Consider the following 18,580-nt stretch of genomic DNA (forward strand, 5'->3'; position numbering starts at 1 on the left):
TCCGTTGTCGTGTGGATTAAAACAATCCGATGGCCTTACCTGTCTCGTCGATGCCCATGTTGAGAGCGGCTGGATGTTTTGGCAGTCCTGGCATCGTCAAGACGTTACCCGTCAAAGCGACGAGGAAGCCGGCACCGACCGACGGTTTCAACTCTCGTACGGTTACCGTGAATCCTTGAACGTATCCGAGTTTTGTCGGATCGTCGGATAGTGAGAACGGTGTTTTGGCCATACAGATCGGCAAATCGTCCCATCCGTTCGCTTTAATTTGAGCCATTTGCTTTTTCGCCGTAGCGGTGAACGTGACGCCGGCCGCTCCGTAAACTTCTCGGGCAATCGTCGTAATCTTCTGTTCGATCGAATCAGTCAGCTCGTAAAGTGGTGTGAGCATGGCTTCGTTCGACTCGACTGTCTCGATGACGGCCTCGGCAAGTGCTTGTCCGCCTTGTCCGCCGCTCGCCCAAACTTCGCTGAGGGCGACGCGGATTTGATGCGTTTCGCACCAGTCGAGCACAGTGTCGAGCTCTGCGATCGAATCTGAATTAAAGCGGTTCAAGGCAACGATGGTTGGCAAACCGAGCTTTGTCATCGTGTCGACATGTTTGGCGAGCAACTCCATGCCTTTTGTGACGGCCTCGACGTTTTCGATGTGGAGTTGGTCTTTGGCGACACCACCATGCATCTTCAACGCGCGGACTGTCGCCACGAGGACGACCGCATCAGGACTTAAGTTGCCGATACGCGATTTAATATGACAGAACTTCTCGGCGCCAAGATCAGCTCCGAAGCCGGCCTCGGTGACGACGTATTCGCCGAGCTTCAAGGCAGTCTTTGTCGCGATGAGCGAGTTACAGCCGTGAGCGATGTTCGCGAACGGGCCGCCGTGGACGAGAGCCGGGGTCTGTTCAAGTGTTTGGACCAAGTTTGGCTTGAACGCCTCTTTCAGTAAGAGTGTGGCCGCACCGGCCGCACCAATCTGTTCAGCCGTGACGGGTTCATTATCGAAGTCGTAGGCGACGACGATCCGCTTAATACGCGCCTCTAGATCGGCGAGCGAATCGGCGAGGCAAAGGATCGCCATAATTTCTGAGGCGACGGTGATGTCAAAACCGTCTTCGCGCGGGACACCGTGTGCGGCTCCGCCAAGTCCGACCGTCACGTGGCGAAGGGCACGGTCGTTCAAGTCGAGGACGCGCTTCCAGACGATTTTCCGAACGTCGATTTTTAGGTCGTTGCCTTGATGAAGATGGTTGTCGAGCATGGCGCTGATCGTGTTGTGGGCTGACGTGATGGCGTGCATGTCACCCGTGAAGTGGAGGTTGATGTCTTCCATCGGCAAGACTTGGCTGAATCCGCCGCCGGCCGCTCCGCCTTTTAGCCCCATCGTCGGGCCGAGTGACGGCTCGCGGAGACAGACGATCGCTTGTTTATCGAGTCGGTTCAACGCTTGACCGAGTCCGACGGTGACCGTCGATTTTCCTTCTCCGGCGGGCGTCGGATTGATGGCTGTGACGAGGACGAGCTTGCCGTCTGCTCGGGTCTTCACTTGTTCGAGCAAATCGAACGACAGTTTTGCTTTGTATTTCCCATATAGGTCGAGATCATCTTCTTGTAGGCCGAGCTTTTCAGCAATTTGCTTGATGGGGAGCATGTCCGCTTGTTGGGCGATCGCTAAGTCAGATAACGGTTTGATTGTCGTCATGTATAAATTCCCTCCACTTTCGAACGTTTTACTAATATTATGTTTGATTCATTCGTGATTCGAGCCATAATTTGGATCGTTTCTCTAATATAAACTGGCTCGTTCGTATTGTCATTGACTTTATCATAACGCATCAGTTCTGCAAATTCACTAATTGAGTTCAATATATTCCACCCATTCCGTCAAATGTATCCGTTTTCATTTCATTTCATTGCAGGTAAATTGATAGTGGAGGCGATGAAGATGATTGAAACACCGAAGCGAAGCAAACAGAGACGGAATTGGAAGAAGCCGGCAAGCTTTATCGCATTTGTCGGTCCGGCCTTTTTGGCGTTCGTGGCCATTGTACTCATCCCGTTCTTTAACGGGATCTATTACAGTTTCACGGACTGGAACGGGGTGACCGGTCAGTTGAACTTTGTCGGATGGGATAACTATCATCGACTCTTGTTCGAGGACGCCCAGTTCCGTTCGTCGTTTTGGATCACGACGAAATACACGATCGTGGCCGTCATCATGACGAACATTGTCGGCTTTTCATTGGCGCTGTTGTTGACGATGAATATTAAGACGCGAAATATATTGCGAACGGTCTTCTTTATGCCGAACTTGATCGGCGGACTTATCCTTGGTTTCATCTGGCAATTCATTTACGTGAAAGGATTCGAGTCGATCGGATCATTGACCGGCTGGAGCCTGTTCGAGCTGCCTTGGCTCGGCGACGCCCAGACAGCGTTTTGGGGAATCGTCATCGTCGCGATCTGGCAAGGCGGGGGCTACGTGATGGTCATCTATATCGCGGCGCTGCAGAACGTGCCGACGGATTTGCTCGAGGCGGCCCGGATCGACGGGGCGAACCGGTTGAAAATGTTGCGTCATATCACGCTCCCGATGATCATGCCATCGATTACGATCTGTCTGTTCTTGACGATCTCCTGGTCGTTCAAAGTATTCGATACGAACTTGTCGCTCACGAACGGAGGACCGTTCAAATCGACCGAGATGCTCGCCTTGAACATTTATACAGAGTCGTTCGTGAACAACAATTACGGTCTCGGCTCGGCGAAAGCGGTCATCTTCTTCCTCGTCGTCGCGGCGATCACCGTCACCCAAGTGTATTTGACGAAAAAACGGGAGGTGCAGGCATGACGACGGAAAAAATTGAACAGTTCGAACCAAAAATAGATCAGACGCCGAGACGGCAGTTGCCGCAAAAGCCGCTGCGGACGAGCGGATATACGACCGGCCTTGGCCTCATCGAATTGGTCGCTATTTTACTAGGACTTTTATATCTCGTCCCGTTTTATTACGTCATCGTCAACTCGTTCAAGTCGATTGCTGAGATTTATACGAACACGTCCGCACTCCCAAACGTCTGGCTCGGATCGAACTATACGGAAGCGTGGGAGGCGATGAACTATGGCCGCGTCTTTTTGAACTCGCTTTTGATCACGGCCGGCGCGAACATCGTCATCGTCATCTTCACGTCGATGGCGGCATGGAAGCTCGTCCGGACGAAACATTGGATCTCGACCGTCATCTTCTTCTTGTTCGTCGCGGCGATGGTCATCCCGTTCCAATCGATCATGATTCCGCTCGTAAAAGTATCGAGCGTGCTCGGTCTATTGAACAGTCATTGGGGACTGATGGTCATGTATCTCGGGTTCGGGTCAGGTATTTCGGTGTTCTTATATCATGGCTTCATGAAATCGATCCCGGAAGAGATCGAGGAGGCGGCCATCATCGACGGTTGCTCGACATGGGGGCTGTTCTGGCGGATCGTGTTCCCGCTCTTGAAACCGATCACGGTGACGATCGTCATCTTGAACAGCCTATGGATTTGGAACGATTTTCTGTTACCTTCACTTGTCCTCCGAGACATTGAACTGCGGACGATCCCGCTCGCGACGTTCTATTTCTTCGGACAATATACGAAACAATGGGATTTGGCACTCGCTGGTTTAGTTCTTGGGATCGTTCCGCTCCTCATCTTCTTCTTCGGTATGCAACAGCATATCATCAAAGGGATCACGAGCGGCTCGATCAAATAACCCTTCCCAAGGGATCTCCCTCGTCCGCTACACGGGGGAGAATTTTTTTTAGAAAAGCTGTTGACATTCGTCTGAATATTTATAATAATGAGTTCAATTCAATTGTGAACGACATTGAAAGGACGAGTACACAGAAGACGTAAGCAAAGCGAGCCGGGGAAGGTGAGAGCCCGGACTGAAATCTCTGTCGAAGAACCTCCTGGAGTCGCTACCCGAACGCTTTGCAAGTAGACGTAGCCGGACCGTTCCCCGTTATCGGAACTACGAGATGTTCGTCTCGAAAAAGTGAGTAGATTCGTCTACTAATTTGGGTGGCACCGCGGAGCTTGAAGCCTTCCGTCCCATAGTCCATGGGATTGGAGGGCTTTTTTCTATTGCTCCGTCCCAAATCCCACAATTGGAGGAAGACAAAATGACAACGACAGCAACAAGCATGATGAAGGAAAAACAACAGGCAATCACGGCGGTAAAGGCAATGTTCGAGGACAAGTTCAGTACGGCGCTAGGTCTCACGCAAGTACAGGCACCGTTGTTCGTCACATCGGCGAGCGGAGTCAACGATCACTTGAACGGCGTCGAGCGTATCATTCAGTTCGACACACAATATCCGGGACATGAGCTTGAGATCGTCCAGTCGCTTGCGAAATGGAAACGCGAAGCGCTCGGCCGGTACGGGTTCAAAGTTGGCGAAGGGTTGTATACACAGATGCGTGCGATCCGCCGCGACGAAGAACTCGACGCGACACACTCGCTTCATGTCGATCAATGGGACTGGGAACGCGTCATCGCCCGGGAACACCGGACGACCGACTATTTGAAAGCGACCGTCGAATCGATTTATGCGGCCTTGCTTGAAACGGAACGGTCGGTCGAGTCGGCATACGCGATCGAAGCGATTCTCCCTGAGTCGATTCACTTCTTGACGAGCCAAGAGCTAGAAGATCTGTATCCGACGCTGACGCCAAAAGAACGGGAACATGCGATTTGTAAAGAGCATGGCGCGGTCTTCCTCTCACAAATCGGAGGCGCGCTCGCCTCAGGAGAGAAACATGATGGCCGAGCGGCTGACTATGACGACTGGTCGCTCAACGGCGATATTCTCGTCTGGCATCCAGAACTCGAGACGGCGTTCGAACTGTCGTCGATGGGGATCCGTGTCGATGAGACAGCGCTCGCTGAGCAGTTGGTGACAGCCGGCGCGGAAGAGAAGCGGAAGTATCCGTTCCATCAAGCCGTGCTCGAAGGACGTCTCCCACTTACGGTCGGAGGCGGAATCGGCCAGTCACGTGTCGCCATGTATCTGCTCCGGGCCCGTCATATCGGTGAAGTCCAATCGTCGGTCTGGCCGAGCGAGATGGTCGCGGCGTGCGAAGAAGCTGGAATTAGCCTGTTGTAATTATATAGAAGCAAATGAGCCAGGACTTTCTTACGAGAAAGTCCTGGTTTTCTGTACAACATTTTCCACCCTACACGTCAATTTTGACACCTACATAATGGAAGCGTTTTCATTTAAAGTAAGGGTGTACTGATTGGATCGATTATTTTAGTCGACTTACACACCGAGGGAGGAAGCAAGATGAAACGCAAATGGAGATTATCGACAGCTGTGATGACGGCTGGCATGGTATTGACGCTCGCTGCCTGCGGGGGCGGATCGCTCACAGAAGGGGAAGGGTCGGCTGACGGGAACGCGGATAGCGGTGACTCAAAAGATGTGACGTTGAACGTCTTCCAATTTAAAGCCGAAATCGCTAAAGACCTCGAGGCGATGGCGAAAGAATATGAAGAAGAGACGGGCGTCAAAGTAACCGTTCAAACGGTCGGCGGCGGAGCCGACTACGGTGCCGCGCTCAAATCGCAATTCGCATCTGGCAATGAACCGGATATCTTTAACAACGGTGGCTTCACGGAAGCACAGACGTGGAAAGATAAGTTGGAAGATTTGTCGGATGAAAAGTGGGTCGGTGATTTGACGGAAGTGGCCAAAGAACCGATGACGATGGACGGGAAACTGTACGGTATGCCGATGAACCTTGAAGGCTACGGTTTCATCTACAATAAGGAGCTGTTTGAGAAAGCGGGCATCAGTGAACTGCCGAAGACGCTGTCTGAATTGACGGACGCGGCTGAAAAATTGGACAAGGCGGGCATCACCCCGTTCTCGGTCGGATACGCGGAGTTTTGGATTCTCGGCATCCACTTGCTCAACATCCCGATGGCACAACAAGATGATCCCGATGCGTTCATCCAAGCGCTCAACGACAACAAAGAGAAGTTCGAAGACAATGAGCAGTTCCAACAGTTCTTGAAACTGTTCGACCTGACCATCAAATACGGCAACAAGAACCCGCTCACGACGGACTACAACACGCAAGTCACACAGTTCGCCCAAGGCGAGACAGCGATGCTCCAGCAGGGCAACTGGGCCCAACAGATGATTCTCGACGTGAATCCGGACATCGAGATGGGCTTCGTACCGATTCCGATCAATGATGATAAAGAGAAGATGGACCGCTTGCCGGTCGGCGTCCCGAATAACTGGGTCGTCAACAAAAACTCACAATATAAAGAAGAAGCGAAAGACTTCCTCGAGTGGATGGCGACGTCAGACACAGGGAAAGACTACATGGTCAACAAGTTCAAGTTCATCCCGGCGTTCAAGTCGATCGAAGCGAACGACCTCGGACCACTCGCTGACGATATCCTTGCCTATTCGAACGAAGGCAAGACGATCTCATGGAACTGGTTCAAGTATCCGGACGGCGCGGTCAACGAGTATGGTGCTTTGATGCAAGCGTACGTCGGCGGTCAGAAGACCGGTGACGAGATGCTCCAAGACTTCACAAAAGTATGGATGGATAAAGCTAAATAAAGAAAACACAAGCAGCGAACTGACCCCTTCGCCGCTTGTGTTTTTTTTATGAAGAAACTGTCACAGGAATCCCATAAAAAGCACACACATACCCCCCTAGGTTTTCGTACAATATGTTTTGTAAGCGATTGATCAAGAGGAGGGGTTATGAGACAACTAAAACTTGGATTGTTCATCGGCTTGTTGTTCGCAGTCCCGTCTGTCCACGCGGAGTCCGATTTAGTGACGCTTGACGAACCGATCGTGGTCCGTTCGAATGAGACGTTTGACGGTGCGGGGAAACGCTTCGTCAGCTGCAATGAACCGGCGTTTCGGTTAGAAGGGACCGGGGCGGTGCTCGAGAATGTTTTGGTCGAACAGTGCCGGCAGACGGACGTGGCTGCCATACAAGTCTCAGGGCTTGGCCATCAGCTGATCGATGTGACCGTCGAAGCGTCCGGGACCGGTATCGTAGTGGAAGACAGCTACGGGGTAAGGCTCGTCCGTCCCGTCATCTCGGGGTCTAATCAACACGAGGGCATCTCGCTATTGAACAGCGAAGCGGCTTTGATCAAAGGGGCGGTCATCGACCGAGTCCGTGACGGGATCTACATCGAGAACGGGTCGGGTCACCAGCTGATTCGACCGAGCGTTGCCGATGCTAGATACGGTGTCCATCTCATGTTTCCGACAGACGTGTCGATCAATTTGCCGAACCTCCGGCGCAACGGAGCAGGTGCGATGATCATGGGGACAGAGCGCGTCGTCATCGAGAACGGACAAATCCATGACCAAGTCGGCGCGACGGCGACCGGGATTATGTTGTTTGAAGCAGTCGAGACGACGTTGCGTGCCAACGCGATCTTCGGCAATCGGATCGGGATTTATGCGGAAAAATCGGAGTGGACGACGATTCATGACAACGGTGTGAATGGCAATGATGTAGGACTGCGCTTGAAGTCGGCGAACGGGATGACGATGGCAGGGAATGACTTGACCGGCAATCGGTATCCGGTCGTCTCGTTTGAGTCGGCAGACAATGTGATTCAAGGAAACGATTGGGGCGGACCGACGCTCGATTTGACACGCGACGGGTTCAGTGAGATCCCGTTTCGGGCCGACCCGTACTTGTTTTTATTGGCCGATTCATATGAAGCGTTCGAGTTGCTGTACGGTGCCCCGGGGCTAACCGTGCTTGAACGTGTGCTCCGCAGCCCGGACGAGGTCACACTCACGGACGCAGGACCAATTGTGTCCGCGTTTCGCATCGAGTGGAACGGGTCGTTCGGAGCGGTCGCTTTAACCGGAATGATGGTTTTACTATGGATATTTGGGAGGAAACGATATGACTACGTATAAGAAAATGGCAGGACTATTCGCTGCATCAAGTTTGACGCTCGCACTTGGGGCGTGTTCGAGCGCTGCGGCGGAACCGTTCGATATCGAATGGGGCGAGACCGAGTGTGAAGTGTGCAAGATGAAAGTGATGGATAAACAATTCGCTGCCGAAGCGATCATGGACAACGGGAAAGGCTATGCGTTCGACGATATCGGTTGTTTGATGCGTGACTGGTACCCTGAGCAAACGGAAGAGGACATCGCGGCGATGTATGTGAAAGACTACAATACGATGGACTGGGTCGATTTAGATGAAGGTACGTTTGTCTATAATAAAGAAGCGAAAACGCCGATGGCTTATAACATCGTCTCGTTCGCGAAAGCAGCGGACGCGGAGACGTATGCCGAAGAGAATGGCGGCATGGTGATGGATTTAGACGACTTGAAAGAACACACGTGGGAACGCGGCGAGATGAACGGTCATAAAAAAATGAATTCGGACGACGATGGCGAAGCGAGCGACATGAGTGACGCGCACGATTCGGATGAGTCATCTGACGGTCACGGGCAGTAAGCGATGTTATGGCGGATCGAATGGTCCCGTACGCTGCGTCAGAAAGAAAGTTACGTCTTCTTGCTTGCTTGGGTACTGACACTCGTCTTGCTGGGTGGTCTCGGCCAAGCGATCCCGGTGGCGACGGCGTATACGAACGTCAGCGCGACACTCGTCACGGTGATCGGGCTCGTGTTACCGCTCCTCGTCATGTTGACGACGGCACTGCAGTGGGGCAATGAGCGTGAATCAAAGCGGATGCGACTCGTCTCGACGTTCACGGTGTCGATGCGCCGCGTGGTCTGGATGCGTTACAGCGCATTCCTGGCGACGCAAGGACTCATCATCACGCTTGCGTTCGCGCTCGCCTCGTTCCTTGTTTCGATGCCGCTCGAGACGTGGTTCGTCCTATGGGTGTATGCGTTCGGCCTCACCGCGTACGGTGCCGCGATCGGCACGTTCATCGGCGTCGTCGGACGGACGAGGCTTCGAGCCGTGCTCCTCTCGTTCATCGTCTGGGTCGTCCTCGTTTTACTTTGGCCGACGCTCCTCGTGGCAACGATTGCTTGGCTGCCTTACGGGTCGCAAGCGAGTGCGATGGTCGGGCTTCTGTTTTTGAACGGATTTGAGCTACTGCGCGTCTGGGTGAGCTCGGTCTTGTCGGCACCTGACCTGTTCGGGGCCGTCTATGAAACGTTTATCGGCTGGCTCGGCGACCCACTCGGTAGTTTGACCGTCAGCATCGCGATCTTGAGTGTCGTGTTTGTGTTGTGGTTCGGGACAGCTTGGTTACTTCGACAGGAGGGACGACATGATTCAGCTTGAACAGGTCGGTAAACGCTATGGCGATGTATGGTCGCTCCATCCGCTTGACGGAGCGATTGCCGACGGTCGGGTCGTCGCCTTATGCGGAAGCAACGGGGCTGGGAAATCGACGCTACTGAACATGATGAACGGTACGCTCGCACCGAGTGTCGGTCATATCTCGTTGAACGGGGAGACGCGTGACCGTCGAAAATCGTATAATCAATCGTTTGGTTATATGCCTGATGATTTCGCATTCGATCCGTCGTGGACCGTCGGTGAGACGTTTGCGTATTACGCGTTGCTTCAAGGAGTCAAACCGGATGCGTCTCTATTGAACCGTGTCGGGCTTGACGCCAAGACCCGGCAACAGGTCGGGATGTTGTCGAAAGGGATGCGGCAACGTCTCCTGCTCGCTCAAGCGTTGGTCACGAAACCTGACATTTTACTGCTAGACGAGCCGACGAACGGTCTCGACCCGACGTGGATGCATGTATTGGGCCGACTGTTGCGGGAAGAGGCCGACCGCGGGACGACGATCGTGTTCTCGACACACCAGCTCGATGTGGCGGCGAGGCTTGCTGACGAAGTCTGGATGCTTGATGCCGGCCGGCTGGCCGGACGTGTCCTCGTTCAAGATGAACAGGCCGCTTACGCCGAAATTAAAAACTTCTTTTTCGAACCGGAAGTTGAGGCTTGTCAAACAGACGCCGCTCGCACAAAATAATAGACAGTTGAAGTGGTGGTCGGAGCCTTCCGGCGCCACTATTTTTGTGGGGAGATGGAACAGATGAGAAAGAATGTTACGGTCGCACTACTGCTTGCGACTTTTTTGGCGGCGATCGAAGGGACGGTCGTCTCGGTCGCGACGCCGGTCATTGCGAGCGAGTTGAACGGCGCGGCGCTCGTCAGTTGGGTATTTGCCGCCTTCTTACTATTTACCGCGGTGTCGACACCGATTTACGGAAAAGTCGCCGACTTGTTCGGGCGTAAGCGCGTCCTCTTGTTTGGGATCGGGCTGTTCACACTCGCCTCGCTCTTATGCGGTCTAGCGACATCGATGGAGCAGTTGATCGTGTTTCGGGCGCTGCAAGGTCTTGGTGCCGGTGCGGTCCTGCCGATCTCGATGACGATTATCGGGGACTTGTATAAGTATGAAGAGCGCGGCAAAATCCAAGGGATTTTAAGCGCGGTGTGGGGCGTGTCCGGTGTACTCGGACCGGTCATCGGAGGATTTTTGGTCGAGACGTTGTCTTGGCGCTACGTGTTCTTGTTGAACGTTCCGTTTGCGCTCTTATCGTTCATCATGATCGTCACATTTTATAAAGAGACGGTCGCTGAGACGACCGAACGGATCGATATAAAAGGAGCACTCCTGTTCGCTGGGGGGACGACCGCATTCTTGTACGCCTTGATCACGTTCAGTGAAACGAACATCTTGACGCTACCGGTCGTCGTCAGCGGTCTATTCAGTCTTGTGTTGCTCGTCAGCTTCTTCATGTCAGAGCGCCGGGCCAAGACACCACTCCTGCCGCTCGAGCTGTTGAAGCAGCCGATTATCGCGTCCATCAACGGGGCCGTCTTCTTTGCTGCTTGGGTGCTCGTCTCGATGTCAGCCTACATCCCGATTTGGGCGCAGGCTGTACTTGGTAAATCGGCGACGGAGGCGGGCTTCATGCTCATGCCGCTCTCGGTCGCATGGACGTTCACGTCGATTATCGGCGGACGGACGCTCGGAGCGGCATCACCGCGACGACGGGCTGTCTTCGGGATGGGCCTGCTCTTGATCGGGACGGTCATCTTGACGCTGATGACTCCATCGAGTTCGGACGTCTGGGTGTACCTCGCCGTCGCCATCATCGGCGTCGGATTCGGTTTATCACAACCGATGTTCATCGTCGTGTTGCAGACGGTCGTGTCATACCGTCAGCGCGGTACAGCGACAGCGGCGAACTCATTTTTAAGTACGGTCGGACAGACGCTCGGCGTCGCGGTGTTCGGGGCGATGTTCAACTTTATCGTCTTGAGCGGATTCCGGAACGACGAAACGTTGAGCGGTGTCTCGCTCGAATCGTTCTTCAACCGGGCGGCGAGTGCCACGCTTGACGAGAGCGTCCGTCTGCAAGGTGAGCAGTTGATCGCCTCGGGACTGAACAGTGTCTTCGTCGGAGCGGCGCTCGCGGCGTTCATCGCTTTGCTCATCGCGCTTCGGTTACCGACCCGCCCACCCGAACCTTCACGCGACGCCTAAAAGCGCGGTATGATGGGGGAAAGGAGGCGGTCACGTTGAAACGATGGTTACTCATGTTGTCACTCGTCTTTGTTGCCGGTTGTGCATCTGATTCGGCGGACGATGCGGTCCAAGAAGAGGAAACCCCGATCGAACAACCGGCTGAATCGACGGAAGGGGCGCCGAACGAAGATGACGCGTTATCGGTTGGGGCGAACGAATCGATTGCACGACAGCTCGACGTCCCATGGTCGATTGCACGAACCGAGGACGGTTGGCTTGTTTCAGAGCGCGGGGGAACGATTGCAGTCATTGATGCTGACGGTAACGTCTCGCGTCAACCGGTCGATCTGACTGAAGATGTGCTTGAAATCGGGGAAGGCGGACTACTCGGTCTTGCTCTCGCGGATGACTTTGCGACGTCGCGACAGCTGTACGCCTATCATACGTACGGGACACCTGGGGATGTGCGGAACAGGGTCGTCGAATTGACGTGGGACGGAGAACGATTTGAAGAGACGGACATCGTCTTGGAAGACATACCCGGGGCGCAGTTCCATAACGGCGGACGCTTATTACTCGACGGTGACGTGATTTGGGTCACGACCGGAGACGCACTCGTCCCAGACCTCGCTCAAGATGAGACGTCGATTGCCGGGAAAATCCTGCGCGTGCCGTTGTCCGGCGAAGGGGACCCGGTCGATTGGATTTATTCGTCCGGCCATCGGAATCCGCAAGGGTTGACCGTCATCGAAGACGTGCTCTATGCGAGCGAACACGGGGCGTCCGGTCATGACGAAGTGAACATCATCGAGCCAGGCAACAACTACGGGTGGCCGATCATCGAGGCCAATGAGACGGAAGACGGTCTCGAGACGCCTTGGTTTGAGGTCGGAGGAACGTCATGGGCGCCATCTGGCATCGTTGCCGACGAACAGTACGTCTATATGGCGACGTTGCGTGGAAATCGTTTGGTCGCGATCGACCGTGAGACGCGCGAAGTCGTTCCGCTCGTCGAGGATCAAGGGCGCATCCGGGACGTCTGGTTAGAAGACGACCGTCTGTATTACATCACGAACAATACGGACGGCCGGGGAAATCCGGGAGCGGAAGACGATCAACTGTTCATGTTGGAATTACGTTAGAAACTGACATCTCGTCAGTTTCTATTTTTTTGTTGTATTACTTGTGAGATTACGTATAATAAAGACGTTAATTGGAAAATGAAGGAGTTAATGACATGGATCATTCAAAATTGGTACATAAGCACGAACAATTGTATTTCGGACTGCTCGTCGCGATGAGCATCCTGACGATCATTGTCGGCATCGTCTTGACGATTGCCTCACTCGGTATCTTCCTGTGGATCATCGGGCTAATCGTCTCGCTGTCGATGTTCGCGCACTGGATTCAAATCGGCTATATTCGGACGAACGGGGTCAAAGTGACGGAGCGACAATTCGCCGACCTGCATGAGATGTATCAGCGCGTCGGACAAGGGATGGGCATCCGTTTGTTGCCAGACGTCTATATTTTACAGGCGGGCGGGGTCTTGAACGCGTTCGCGACCCGATTCTTCCAAAAGAATATGATCATCTTGTATTCGGACGTCGTGGAACTGTCTCGGAACGGTCAGACGAAAGAAGTCGAGTTCGTCATCGCGCATGAACTCGCGCACATCCGCCGCAATCATGTCCAAAAACAGTGGCTCGTCTTGCTCGGGAATATCGTCCCATTTTTAGGGACAGCGTATTCACGCGCTTGCGAATATACGTGCGACCGGATGGCCGCGCATTACATTCAAGACGAAGCGGCTTCAAAACGGGCGCTCACTATCCTCGCCGTCGGTGGAAGGCTCGCCAAAGAAGTGAACGAGTTTGACTATTTATATGAAGCAAGTCGTGAGAACGGGTTCATCGCCAAATATAGCGAACTGATCTCGACGCATCCGACATTGCCGAAACGGATCGCCGCTATCGCCACGCATGCCGGTGAGGCGAACGTGCCGATGTTCAAGACGGCTGGTTATGTCAAAGCCTCAATCATCGGAACGATTGTCGTCACCGTGCTCGTCAACGGGGCCATCATCGCGTGGCTCGTTATGAGTGACGGGTTCACGAGCCTCGCCGCTTCACCGTTCAGCGAAGGGTTCGCTGGTGAAATGACGGAAGAACCGCTCCAAGAATTGGCGTACGACAATGCAGGTGCCGATGCGATTCGAGAAGAGCTGGCGAATGGGGCAGATGTCAATATGCAAGACAGTTATGGCGATACGCCGCTCCATAACTTGCTGTACAACGATGGAATGGACTACGATTCATTAGTGCTCTTGCTCGAAAGCGGGGCAGATGTCACCATAGAAAATGACGATGGTATGACACCGATCGATGTGGCGAAAGATTGGAGCCACGAATTTGGGATTATAGAACTGCTACGTTCTTATGAATGAACAGCTGGCTCGTCTCTCGGGAAACTGAGGGACGAGTTTTTTATGTTGGGATTGCAAACGCTTGCATGACCCGTGATATAATCTTCAAGAGGAGGGGTGTCGGTGAGGAGCATCCGTACGAAATTGACCGGGATGATCGCATTGACGATCATCGTTCCGGTTATTTTAGCGACCGTCATATCATTTTGGTACGTCAAAGACCGGGAACGAGAGCGCGGTCTCGAGCTCACGGACTGGTCACTCGAGCGCGGGACGTTGCAGATCGAACGCTACATCTCTGACTTGAGCCGCCTGCCGACGAGCCTATACGCCAATCGGGACGTCCTCGACATTCTTGAATACGGTCCCGGGCTGTCACTCGAGCAGACGGAGCTTGAAGTTCGGCGGGCCCTCCTTGGTATGTACTTATCACGGGAGGATGTCGCACAGATTCAATTGCTCATGCTTGAAGACATGGACTCGTTCGCCGCCTATAAAATGAAAGTGTCACCACGTTCGAAAAAACAACCGAGTGCGATTCAACAACAATTGCTGAAGTATGAAGAGAGCCGTGTCTTGCTCGAGGCGTCGCATCCGCTCGTCCCGTACCATGACTTTGGACCGATAGTCTCGGCAGAAGAGGTCGTGACGCTCCATTTCCGGCTCGACAAGATCGAGACGGATAAACCGCTCGCGATTCTCTCGATCGATATACCGGAAGACGTGTTTGTCGGACAACTCGCGTCGTTGCAAAACAATCCGGAGGAAAGCCTTTGGTTTATTGGCGGGAACAATCAAGTGTTTGCCAAGCTCGGGGACGAGGACATCCCGGACACTGTGGCGGCGAAGTCGATGTCGGTCGACGGGAAACATCATCGGATCATTAAATCGTTCGAGTTTGAAAATCAAACGTTTTATGTCGGGAAATCGATTCCGGATCGGTTGTTGATTGAACCGGCATCCCGGACGTCATTCATCATCTTCGTCGTCGGGATGGTTTCGCTCGTTTTAGCGTTGATCGGGGCGACATACGCATCGATGCGTTTGACGACGCCGATTAAAACGCTCACGTCGAACATTTGGCGAATCGAGCAAGGGGACATGACCGTTTCGTTCGATTCCCTGGGAAATGATGAGTTCGGCGTCCTTGGTCGGCAGTTCAAACGGATGATCGAACGGATCGATGACTTGATTCAGCGCGAATATCGGTTGGCACTCGAAAATCGGACGAACGAACTGCGCGCCCTGCAGGCACAAACGAACCCGCATTTTTTATTCAATGCGCTGCAGTCGATCGGGACGCTCGCCCTAAAAGGGGACGGTAAAACGGTTTATCGCTTAATCACACAGTTATCCTCGATGATGCGGTACACGATGCACCCGGACGAGTCGATGGTGACGCTCAAGCGCGAAGTCGAGCATCTCAATTCGTACGTTCGGCTCCAACAGGTCCGCTTCCCCGATCAGTTCGACGTCGAGGTCGACGTCCCGGACGCGTTGCTCGACTTGATCGTTCCGAAGATGATCCTCCAACCGCTCGCGGAGAACTTTTTCAAACATGGGTTTGAGCGGGACGGGGCGACGGCGGCCAATCGATTCTGCTTAAACATCCGTCAAACGGGAGCCGACCTCATCATCCGTTGTGAGAACAGCGGGCGAGCGATCTCGGACTTTGAGCTGAACGCCCTGCAACAACGGATCGAACGGTCGACAGGACCGATTCATGGTGCGGAAGGCACCGGTTTAAAGAACATTCGCGATCGACTCATGTTAAACTATAATCGGGAGGCTGAGTTTATGTTGGCTACACCAGAGACCGGCGGATTCCGCATCGTCATGCGTTTCCCGGCCGTGAAGGAGGCGGGTGCGTCATGACGAAAGTATTGATCGTCGACGATGAGTCGCCGGTACGGGAAGCGGTCAAATTGCTTGGGGAGTGGGAACGTCTCGGCGTCACGAAAGTGTTCGAAGCGAGCGACGGCGAAGAAGCGAAACGGATTATCACGAAAGAGCGCCCGGCCTTGGTTTTATCGGATATTCAAATGCCGCGCTGCAACGGGATTGAGTTGATGGAATGGGTGCATCAAGAGGTGGAGTCGGTAAAGCTGATCGTGTTGACCGGGTACGATGAGTATTCGTATATGCGGCGCGCGATTCAGCTCGGCAGCTTCGATTACTTGCTGAAACCGATTGATCCGGACGTGTTGAACGATACGCTCGAACGTGCCCTCGCAGACGTCTGTCCAGCCGAGGAAGACCCAATCTTCCAAATCGGTGCGTTTATTGAGCGTCATTATGCGGAAGAGCTCAGCTTGCAAGGGATGAGCGAGCGCTTTTACTTGAGCCGCGAATACATATCGCGTCGTTTTAAGCAGCAGTATGGCGTCAACTTATCCGAGTACTTGCTGTCGATCCGCATGCTCGAAGCCAAGCGTCTCCTTGAAACAAGTAGACAACGTATTTATGAAGTCGCCCAAGCGGTTGGTTTTTCGGACGACAAATACTTCCGAAAAGTCTTTAAAAAACAAGTTGGTGTTACCCCGAACGAATATCGGGAAGACTACCAACGACAACTTTAAAGGAGGAATTTTATCATGAGTGTACACATTGGGGCAAAAGAAGGACAAATCGCAGAAACGGTATTACTTCCAGGAGATCCGTTGCGCGCGAAATACATCGCCGAGACGTTCTTAGAGGATGTCGAACTGTATAACGAAGTGCGTGGCATGTACGGTTTCACAGGTACGTATAAAGGCAAACGCATCTCTGTTCAAGGGACAGGTATGGGTGTGCCGTCGATGTCGATTTACGTCAACGAATTGATCATGTCGTACGGTGCTAAAAACTTGATTCGTGTCGGTACAGCCGGCGGGATTCAAGAAGACGTCAAAGTGCGTGACGTTGTCATCGCGATGAGCGCATCGAGTGAGATGGGACAAAACCGTGTCCGGTTCGACGGCATGGACTACGCACCGACAGCGACGTTCGACCTCCTACATCGTGCGTATATGAACGCGGAGAAAGCGGGCATCCCGGTCAAAGTCGGTCAAATCTTCACGGCCGACCAGTTCTACCAAGATGACTTCCACCACTTCAAAAAGTGGGCGGACTTCGGTTGCCTCGCAATCGAGATGGAAGCAGCCGGCCTTTACACGCTCGCGGCGAAACATAAAGTCAACGCCTTGACGATCCTCACGATCTCTGACCACTTGTTAACGGGTGAAGAGACGACATCAGAAGAACGTCAATCGACGTTCGACGAGATGATTCGTGTCGCCCTCGACACAGCAGTCGAAGTGACGAACTAAATCATAAGTCCCTACAGACGCAACGTTTGTAGGGACTTTTTGTGTCAGTGTGCCAACGTGTCTATACAAAGCGGAACCGGCAAGCTAGACTGAAGCTGAAAACTCAGTGTCCGTGGAGGTGCTGAGCTAAGGAGAGAATTCCGTGAATAAACCATCCGCTTTTGTGATTTATAGTATCGTCTTTTTTGCGTTTTTTGATCTGTTTGCCCAACTTCCCGTCATGAGCACGTTCGCGACCTCAGTCGGTGCGACGCCGTTCATCGCCGGTGTCGTCATTGCCATCTATTCATTGTCGAACACGTTCGGGAACATTTTGTCTGGCGTTTGGACGGACAAGTTCGGTCCGTTCCGAATCTTACTCGTCGGTTTAGTGTTATCAAGTGCGAGTCTGCTCATGTATCGCCTTGTCGATGATGCTTCGATGTTATTGGTGGTGCGTGTCGTTCACGGATTCGTGGCCGGCTTGATTGTACCGGCTGCGTTTACGCTATCCGCGAACTTGACCGCGGCCAATCGACAAGGGAAAAAAGTGGCGCTCACCGGGAGCTTCGTCGGGTTGGCGGCGATTCTAGGACCAGCGTTCAGCGGCATCATGGCCAGCCGCACATCGGTCCCGGTCGTATTTACGTACGTGGCGGCGTATGGCGTGCTTGTGGCTTTGCTTGCCCTCGTCGTGTTAAAGCGGTTGCGATTCGCTGTTAAACATGAGGACCGGCGCGAAGTGGTTGGTTCGAAAACGCTAGAGCGTGACGTCGTCAAAGCGTATGTCGGGGCGTTTTTATTAATGTTCTCGCAAGGAGCGCTCGCTTATTTATTACCGCTTTACGTGCAAGCGCTCGGTTACGACTCACGGCTCAGCGGGACGTTGCTCAGCACGTTTGGCGTTGCTGCCGTCCTCGTGTTCGTCTTGCCGACGAACCGTATCTTCGACCGGTTCGAGCCGGCGCGCTTGGCTGCGCTCGGGATCGGCATCCTTGGGGTTAGTCAAATTCTGATCGGTTTGTCGGGTAGCGCAAATCTGCTCTATCTCGTGCTCGGCTGTTATGGCGTCGGCTTCGCTATTTTGTTCCCGGCCATCAACACGATGTTGATCAAAGCGACGAACAGTGCCAATCGAGGCAAATCATACGGCTACTTCTATGCGTTTTTCTCTCTCGGTACGGTCGTGGGTTCGGCTCTCTTAGGGTGGCTGTCCGTCTCGTTAACGCAGAAATTCACGCTGACCGGGATTGTTTTGCTGCTAGCGGGCCTGCTTTTGATTGTGATCGAGCAGACAAGGAAACGTGTCGTTTCAAACAAGACCGGGTGAGATGGG

At 53.4% G+C, this 18,580-nt stretch carries 16 protein-coding genes and 1 other annotated feature; of the genes, 15 read left to right on the plus strand and 1 reads right to left on the minus strand.

Going from position 1 to position 18,580, the window contains the following annotated elements; all coding sequences use genetic code 11:
• Positions 1-16: 16 nt before the first annotated feature.
• Entirely contained in the window at positions 17-1,702 is a 1,686-nt protein-coding gene (locus BJU60_RS10850; RefSeq protein WP_070328882.1) for a formate--tetrahydrofolate ligase, read from the minus strand.
• Positions 1,703-1,945: 243 nt separating this feature from the next.
• On the opposite strand from BJU60_RS10850, the gene BJU60_RS10855 reads away from it, so the two are divergent.
• The 15 genes from BJU60_RS10855 to BJU60_RS10925 all read left to right on the plus strand — a co-directional run bounded on the left by BJU60_RS10855 (position 1,946) and on the right by BJU60_RS10925 (position 18,574).
• The gene (locus tag BJU60_RS10855; protein WP_070328883.1) at positions 1,946-2,851 is read left to right on the plus strand and encodes a carbohydrate ABC transporter permease; all 906 of its coding nucleotides are present in this window, start codon (positions 1,946-1,948) and stop codon (positions 2,849-2,851) included.
• The gene (locus BJU60_RS10860) at positions 2,848-3,753 is read left to right on the plus strand and encodes a carbohydrate ABC transporter permease (protein WP_083274118.1); all 906 of its coding nucleotides are present in this window, start codon (positions 2,848-2,850) and stop codon (positions 3,751-3,753) included. The genes BJU60_RS10855 and BJU60_RS10860 overlap by 4 nt, the downstream gene beginning before the upstream one ends.
• 105 nt (positions 3,754-3,858) lie before the next feature.
• Positions 3,859-4,100: a binding site (T-box leader), on the plus strand.
• Positions 4,101-4,165: 65 nt separating this feature from the next.
• A complete protein-coding gene (gene asnA, locus BJU60_RS10865; protein WP_070328884.1) occupies positions 4,166-5,149 on the plus strand; it encodes an aspartate--ammonia ligase in 984 nt (327 codons plus the stop codon).
• A gap of 180 nt (positions 5,150-5,329) precedes the next feature.
• Positions 5,330-6,625 carry an ABC transporter substrate-binding protein gene (locus tag BJU60_RS10870; protein ID WP_070328885.1) on the plus strand — a complete coding sequence of 432 codons (1,296 nt, stop codon included), beginning with the start codon at positions 5,330-5,332 and terminating at the stop codon, positions 6,623-6,625.
• 147 nt (positions 6,626-6,772) lie between these two features.
• Positions 6,773-7,963 carry a right-handed parallel beta-helix repeat-containing protein gene (locus BJU60_RS10875; protein ID WP_070328886.1) on the plus strand — a complete coding sequence of 397 codons (1,191 nt, stop codon included), beginning with the start codon at positions 6,773-6,775 and terminating at the stop codon, positions 7,961-7,963.
• Positions 7,950-8,516: a nitrous oxide reductase accessory protein NosL gene (locus BJU60_RS10880; RefSeq protein WP_070328887.1), complete on the plus strand. Its 567-nt coding sequence runs from the start codon at positions 7,950-7,952 to the stop codon at positions 8,514-8,516. The genes BJU60_RS10875 and BJU60_RS10880 overlap by 14 nt, the downstream gene beginning before the upstream one ends.
• Positions 8,517-8,519: 3 nt before the next feature.
• On the plus strand, positions 8,520-9,320 hold the full coding sequence (locus BJU60_RS10885; protein ID WP_070328888.1) for a hypothetical protein: 801 nt from the start codon (positions 8,520-8,522) through the stop codon (positions 9,318-9,320).
• Positions 9,307-10,026, plus strand: coding sequence for an ABC transporter ATP-binding protein (locus BJU60_RS10890; protein WP_070328889.1), 720 nt, complete (start codon positions 9,307-9,309; stop codon positions 10,024-10,026). The genes BJU60_RS10885 and BJU60_RS10890 overlap by 14 nt, the downstream gene beginning before the upstream one ends.
• Positions 10,027-10,089: 63 nt before the next feature.
• Positions 10,090-11,550, plus strand: coding sequence for an MDR family MFS transporter (locus BJU60_RS10895; protein WP_070328890.1), 1,461 nt, complete (start codon positions 10,090-10,092; stop codon positions 11,548-11,550).
• A 35-nt stretch (positions 11,551-11,585) separates the two neighbouring features.
• Positions 11,586-12,674 (plus strand): PQQ-dependent sugar dehydrogenase, encoded by a 1,089-nt coding sequence (locus BJU60_RS10900; RefSeq protein ID WP_070328891.1) that lies wholly within the window; start codon positions 11,586-11,588, stop codon positions 12,672-12,674.
• 95 nt (positions 12,675-12,769) lie between these two features.
• Positions 12,770-13,978 (plus strand): M48 family metallopeptidase, encoded by a 1,209-nt coding sequence (locus BJU60_RS10905; protein WP_070328892.1) that lies wholly within the window; start codon positions 12,770-12,772, stop codon positions 13,976-13,978.
• A 102-nt stretch (positions 13,979-14,080) separates the two neighbouring features.
• Positions 14,081-15,832: a sensor histidine kinase gene (locus BJU60_RS10910; protein ID WP_070328893.1), complete on the plus strand. Its 1,752-nt coding sequence runs from the start codon at positions 14,081-14,083 to the stop codon at positions 15,830-15,832.
• Complete coding sequence (locus BJU60_RS10915; RefSeq protein WP_070328894.1) at positions 15,829-16,536, plus strand: response regulator transcription factor; 708 nt, start codon at positions 15,829-15,831, stop codon at positions 16,534-16,536. Before BJU60_RS10910 ends, BJU60_RS10915 begins: the two co-directional genes overlap by 4 nt.
• Positions 16,537-16,551: 15 nt before the next feature.
• Complete coding sequence (deoD, locus tag BJU60_RS10920; protein ID WP_016508372.1) at positions 16,552-17,265, plus strand: purine-nucleoside phosphorylase; 714 nt, start codon at positions 16,552-16,554, stop codon at positions 17,263-17,265.
• A 142-nt stretch (positions 17,266-17,407) separates the two neighbouring features.
• Positions 17,408-18,574, plus strand: a complete 1,167-nt coding sequence (locus BJU60_RS10925; protein ID WP_070328895.1) for an MFS transporter — start codon at positions 17,408-17,410, stop codon at positions 18,572-18,574.
• Positions 18,575-18,580: the final 6 nt, after the last annotated feature.

Source organism: Exiguobacterium aurantiacum, assembly GCF_001766415.1.
Lineage (GTDB): Bacteria > Bacillota > Bacilli > Exiguobacteriales > Exiguobacteriaceae > Exiguobacterium > Exiguobacterium aurantiacum_A.

Coding starts and splice junctions, on each gene's coding strand:
- BJU60_RS10860 (WP_083274118.1), top strand. CDS start 2,848: ATGACGACGGAAAAAATTGAACAGTTCGAACCAAAAATAGATCAGACG.
- asnA (WP_070328884.1), top strand. CDS start 4,166: ATGACAACGACAGCAACAAGCATGATGAAGGAAAAACAACAGGCAATC.
- BJU60_RS10875 (WP_070328886.1), top strand. CDS start 6,773: ATGAGACAACTAAAACTTGGATTGTTCATCGGCTTGTTGTTCGCAGTC.
- BJU60_RS10895 (WP_070328890.1), top strand. CDS start 10,090: ATGAGAAAGAATGTTACGGTCGCACTACTGCTTGCGACTTTTTTGGCG.
- BJU60_RS10905 (WP_070328892.1), top strand. CDS start 12,770: ATGGATCATTCAAAATTGGTACATAAGCACGAACAATTGTATTTCGGA.
- BJU60_RS10885 (WP_070328888.1), top strand. CDS start 8,520: ATGTTATGGCGGATCGAATGGTCCCGTACGCTGCGTCAGAAAGAAAGT.
- BJU60_RS10855 (WP_070328883.1), top strand. CDS start 1,946: ATGATTGAAACACCGAAGCGAAGCAAACAGAGACGGAATTGGAAGAAG.
- BJU60_RS10880 (WP_070328887.1), top strand. CDS start 7,950: ATGACTACGTATAAGAAAATGGCAGGACTATTCGCTGCATCAAGTTTG.
- BJU60_RS10870 (WP_070328885.1), top strand. CDS start 5,330: ATGAAACGCAAATGGAGATTATCGACAGCTGTGATGACGGCTGGCATG.
- BJU60_RS10890 (WP_070328889.1), top strand. CDS start 9,307: ATGATTCAGCTTGAACAGGTCGGTAAACGCTATGGCGATGTATGGTCG.
- BJU60_RS10850 (WP_070328882.1), bottom strand. CDS start 1,702: ATGACGACAATCAAACCGTTATCTGACTTAGCGATCGCCCAACAAGCG.
- deoD (WP_016508372.1), top strand. CDS start 16,552: ATGAGTGTACACATTGGGGCAAAAGAAGGACAAATCGCAGAAACGGTA.
- BJU60_RS10915 (WP_070328894.1), top strand. CDS start 15,829: ATGACGAAAGTATTGATCGTCGACGATGAGTCGCCGGTACGGGAAGCG.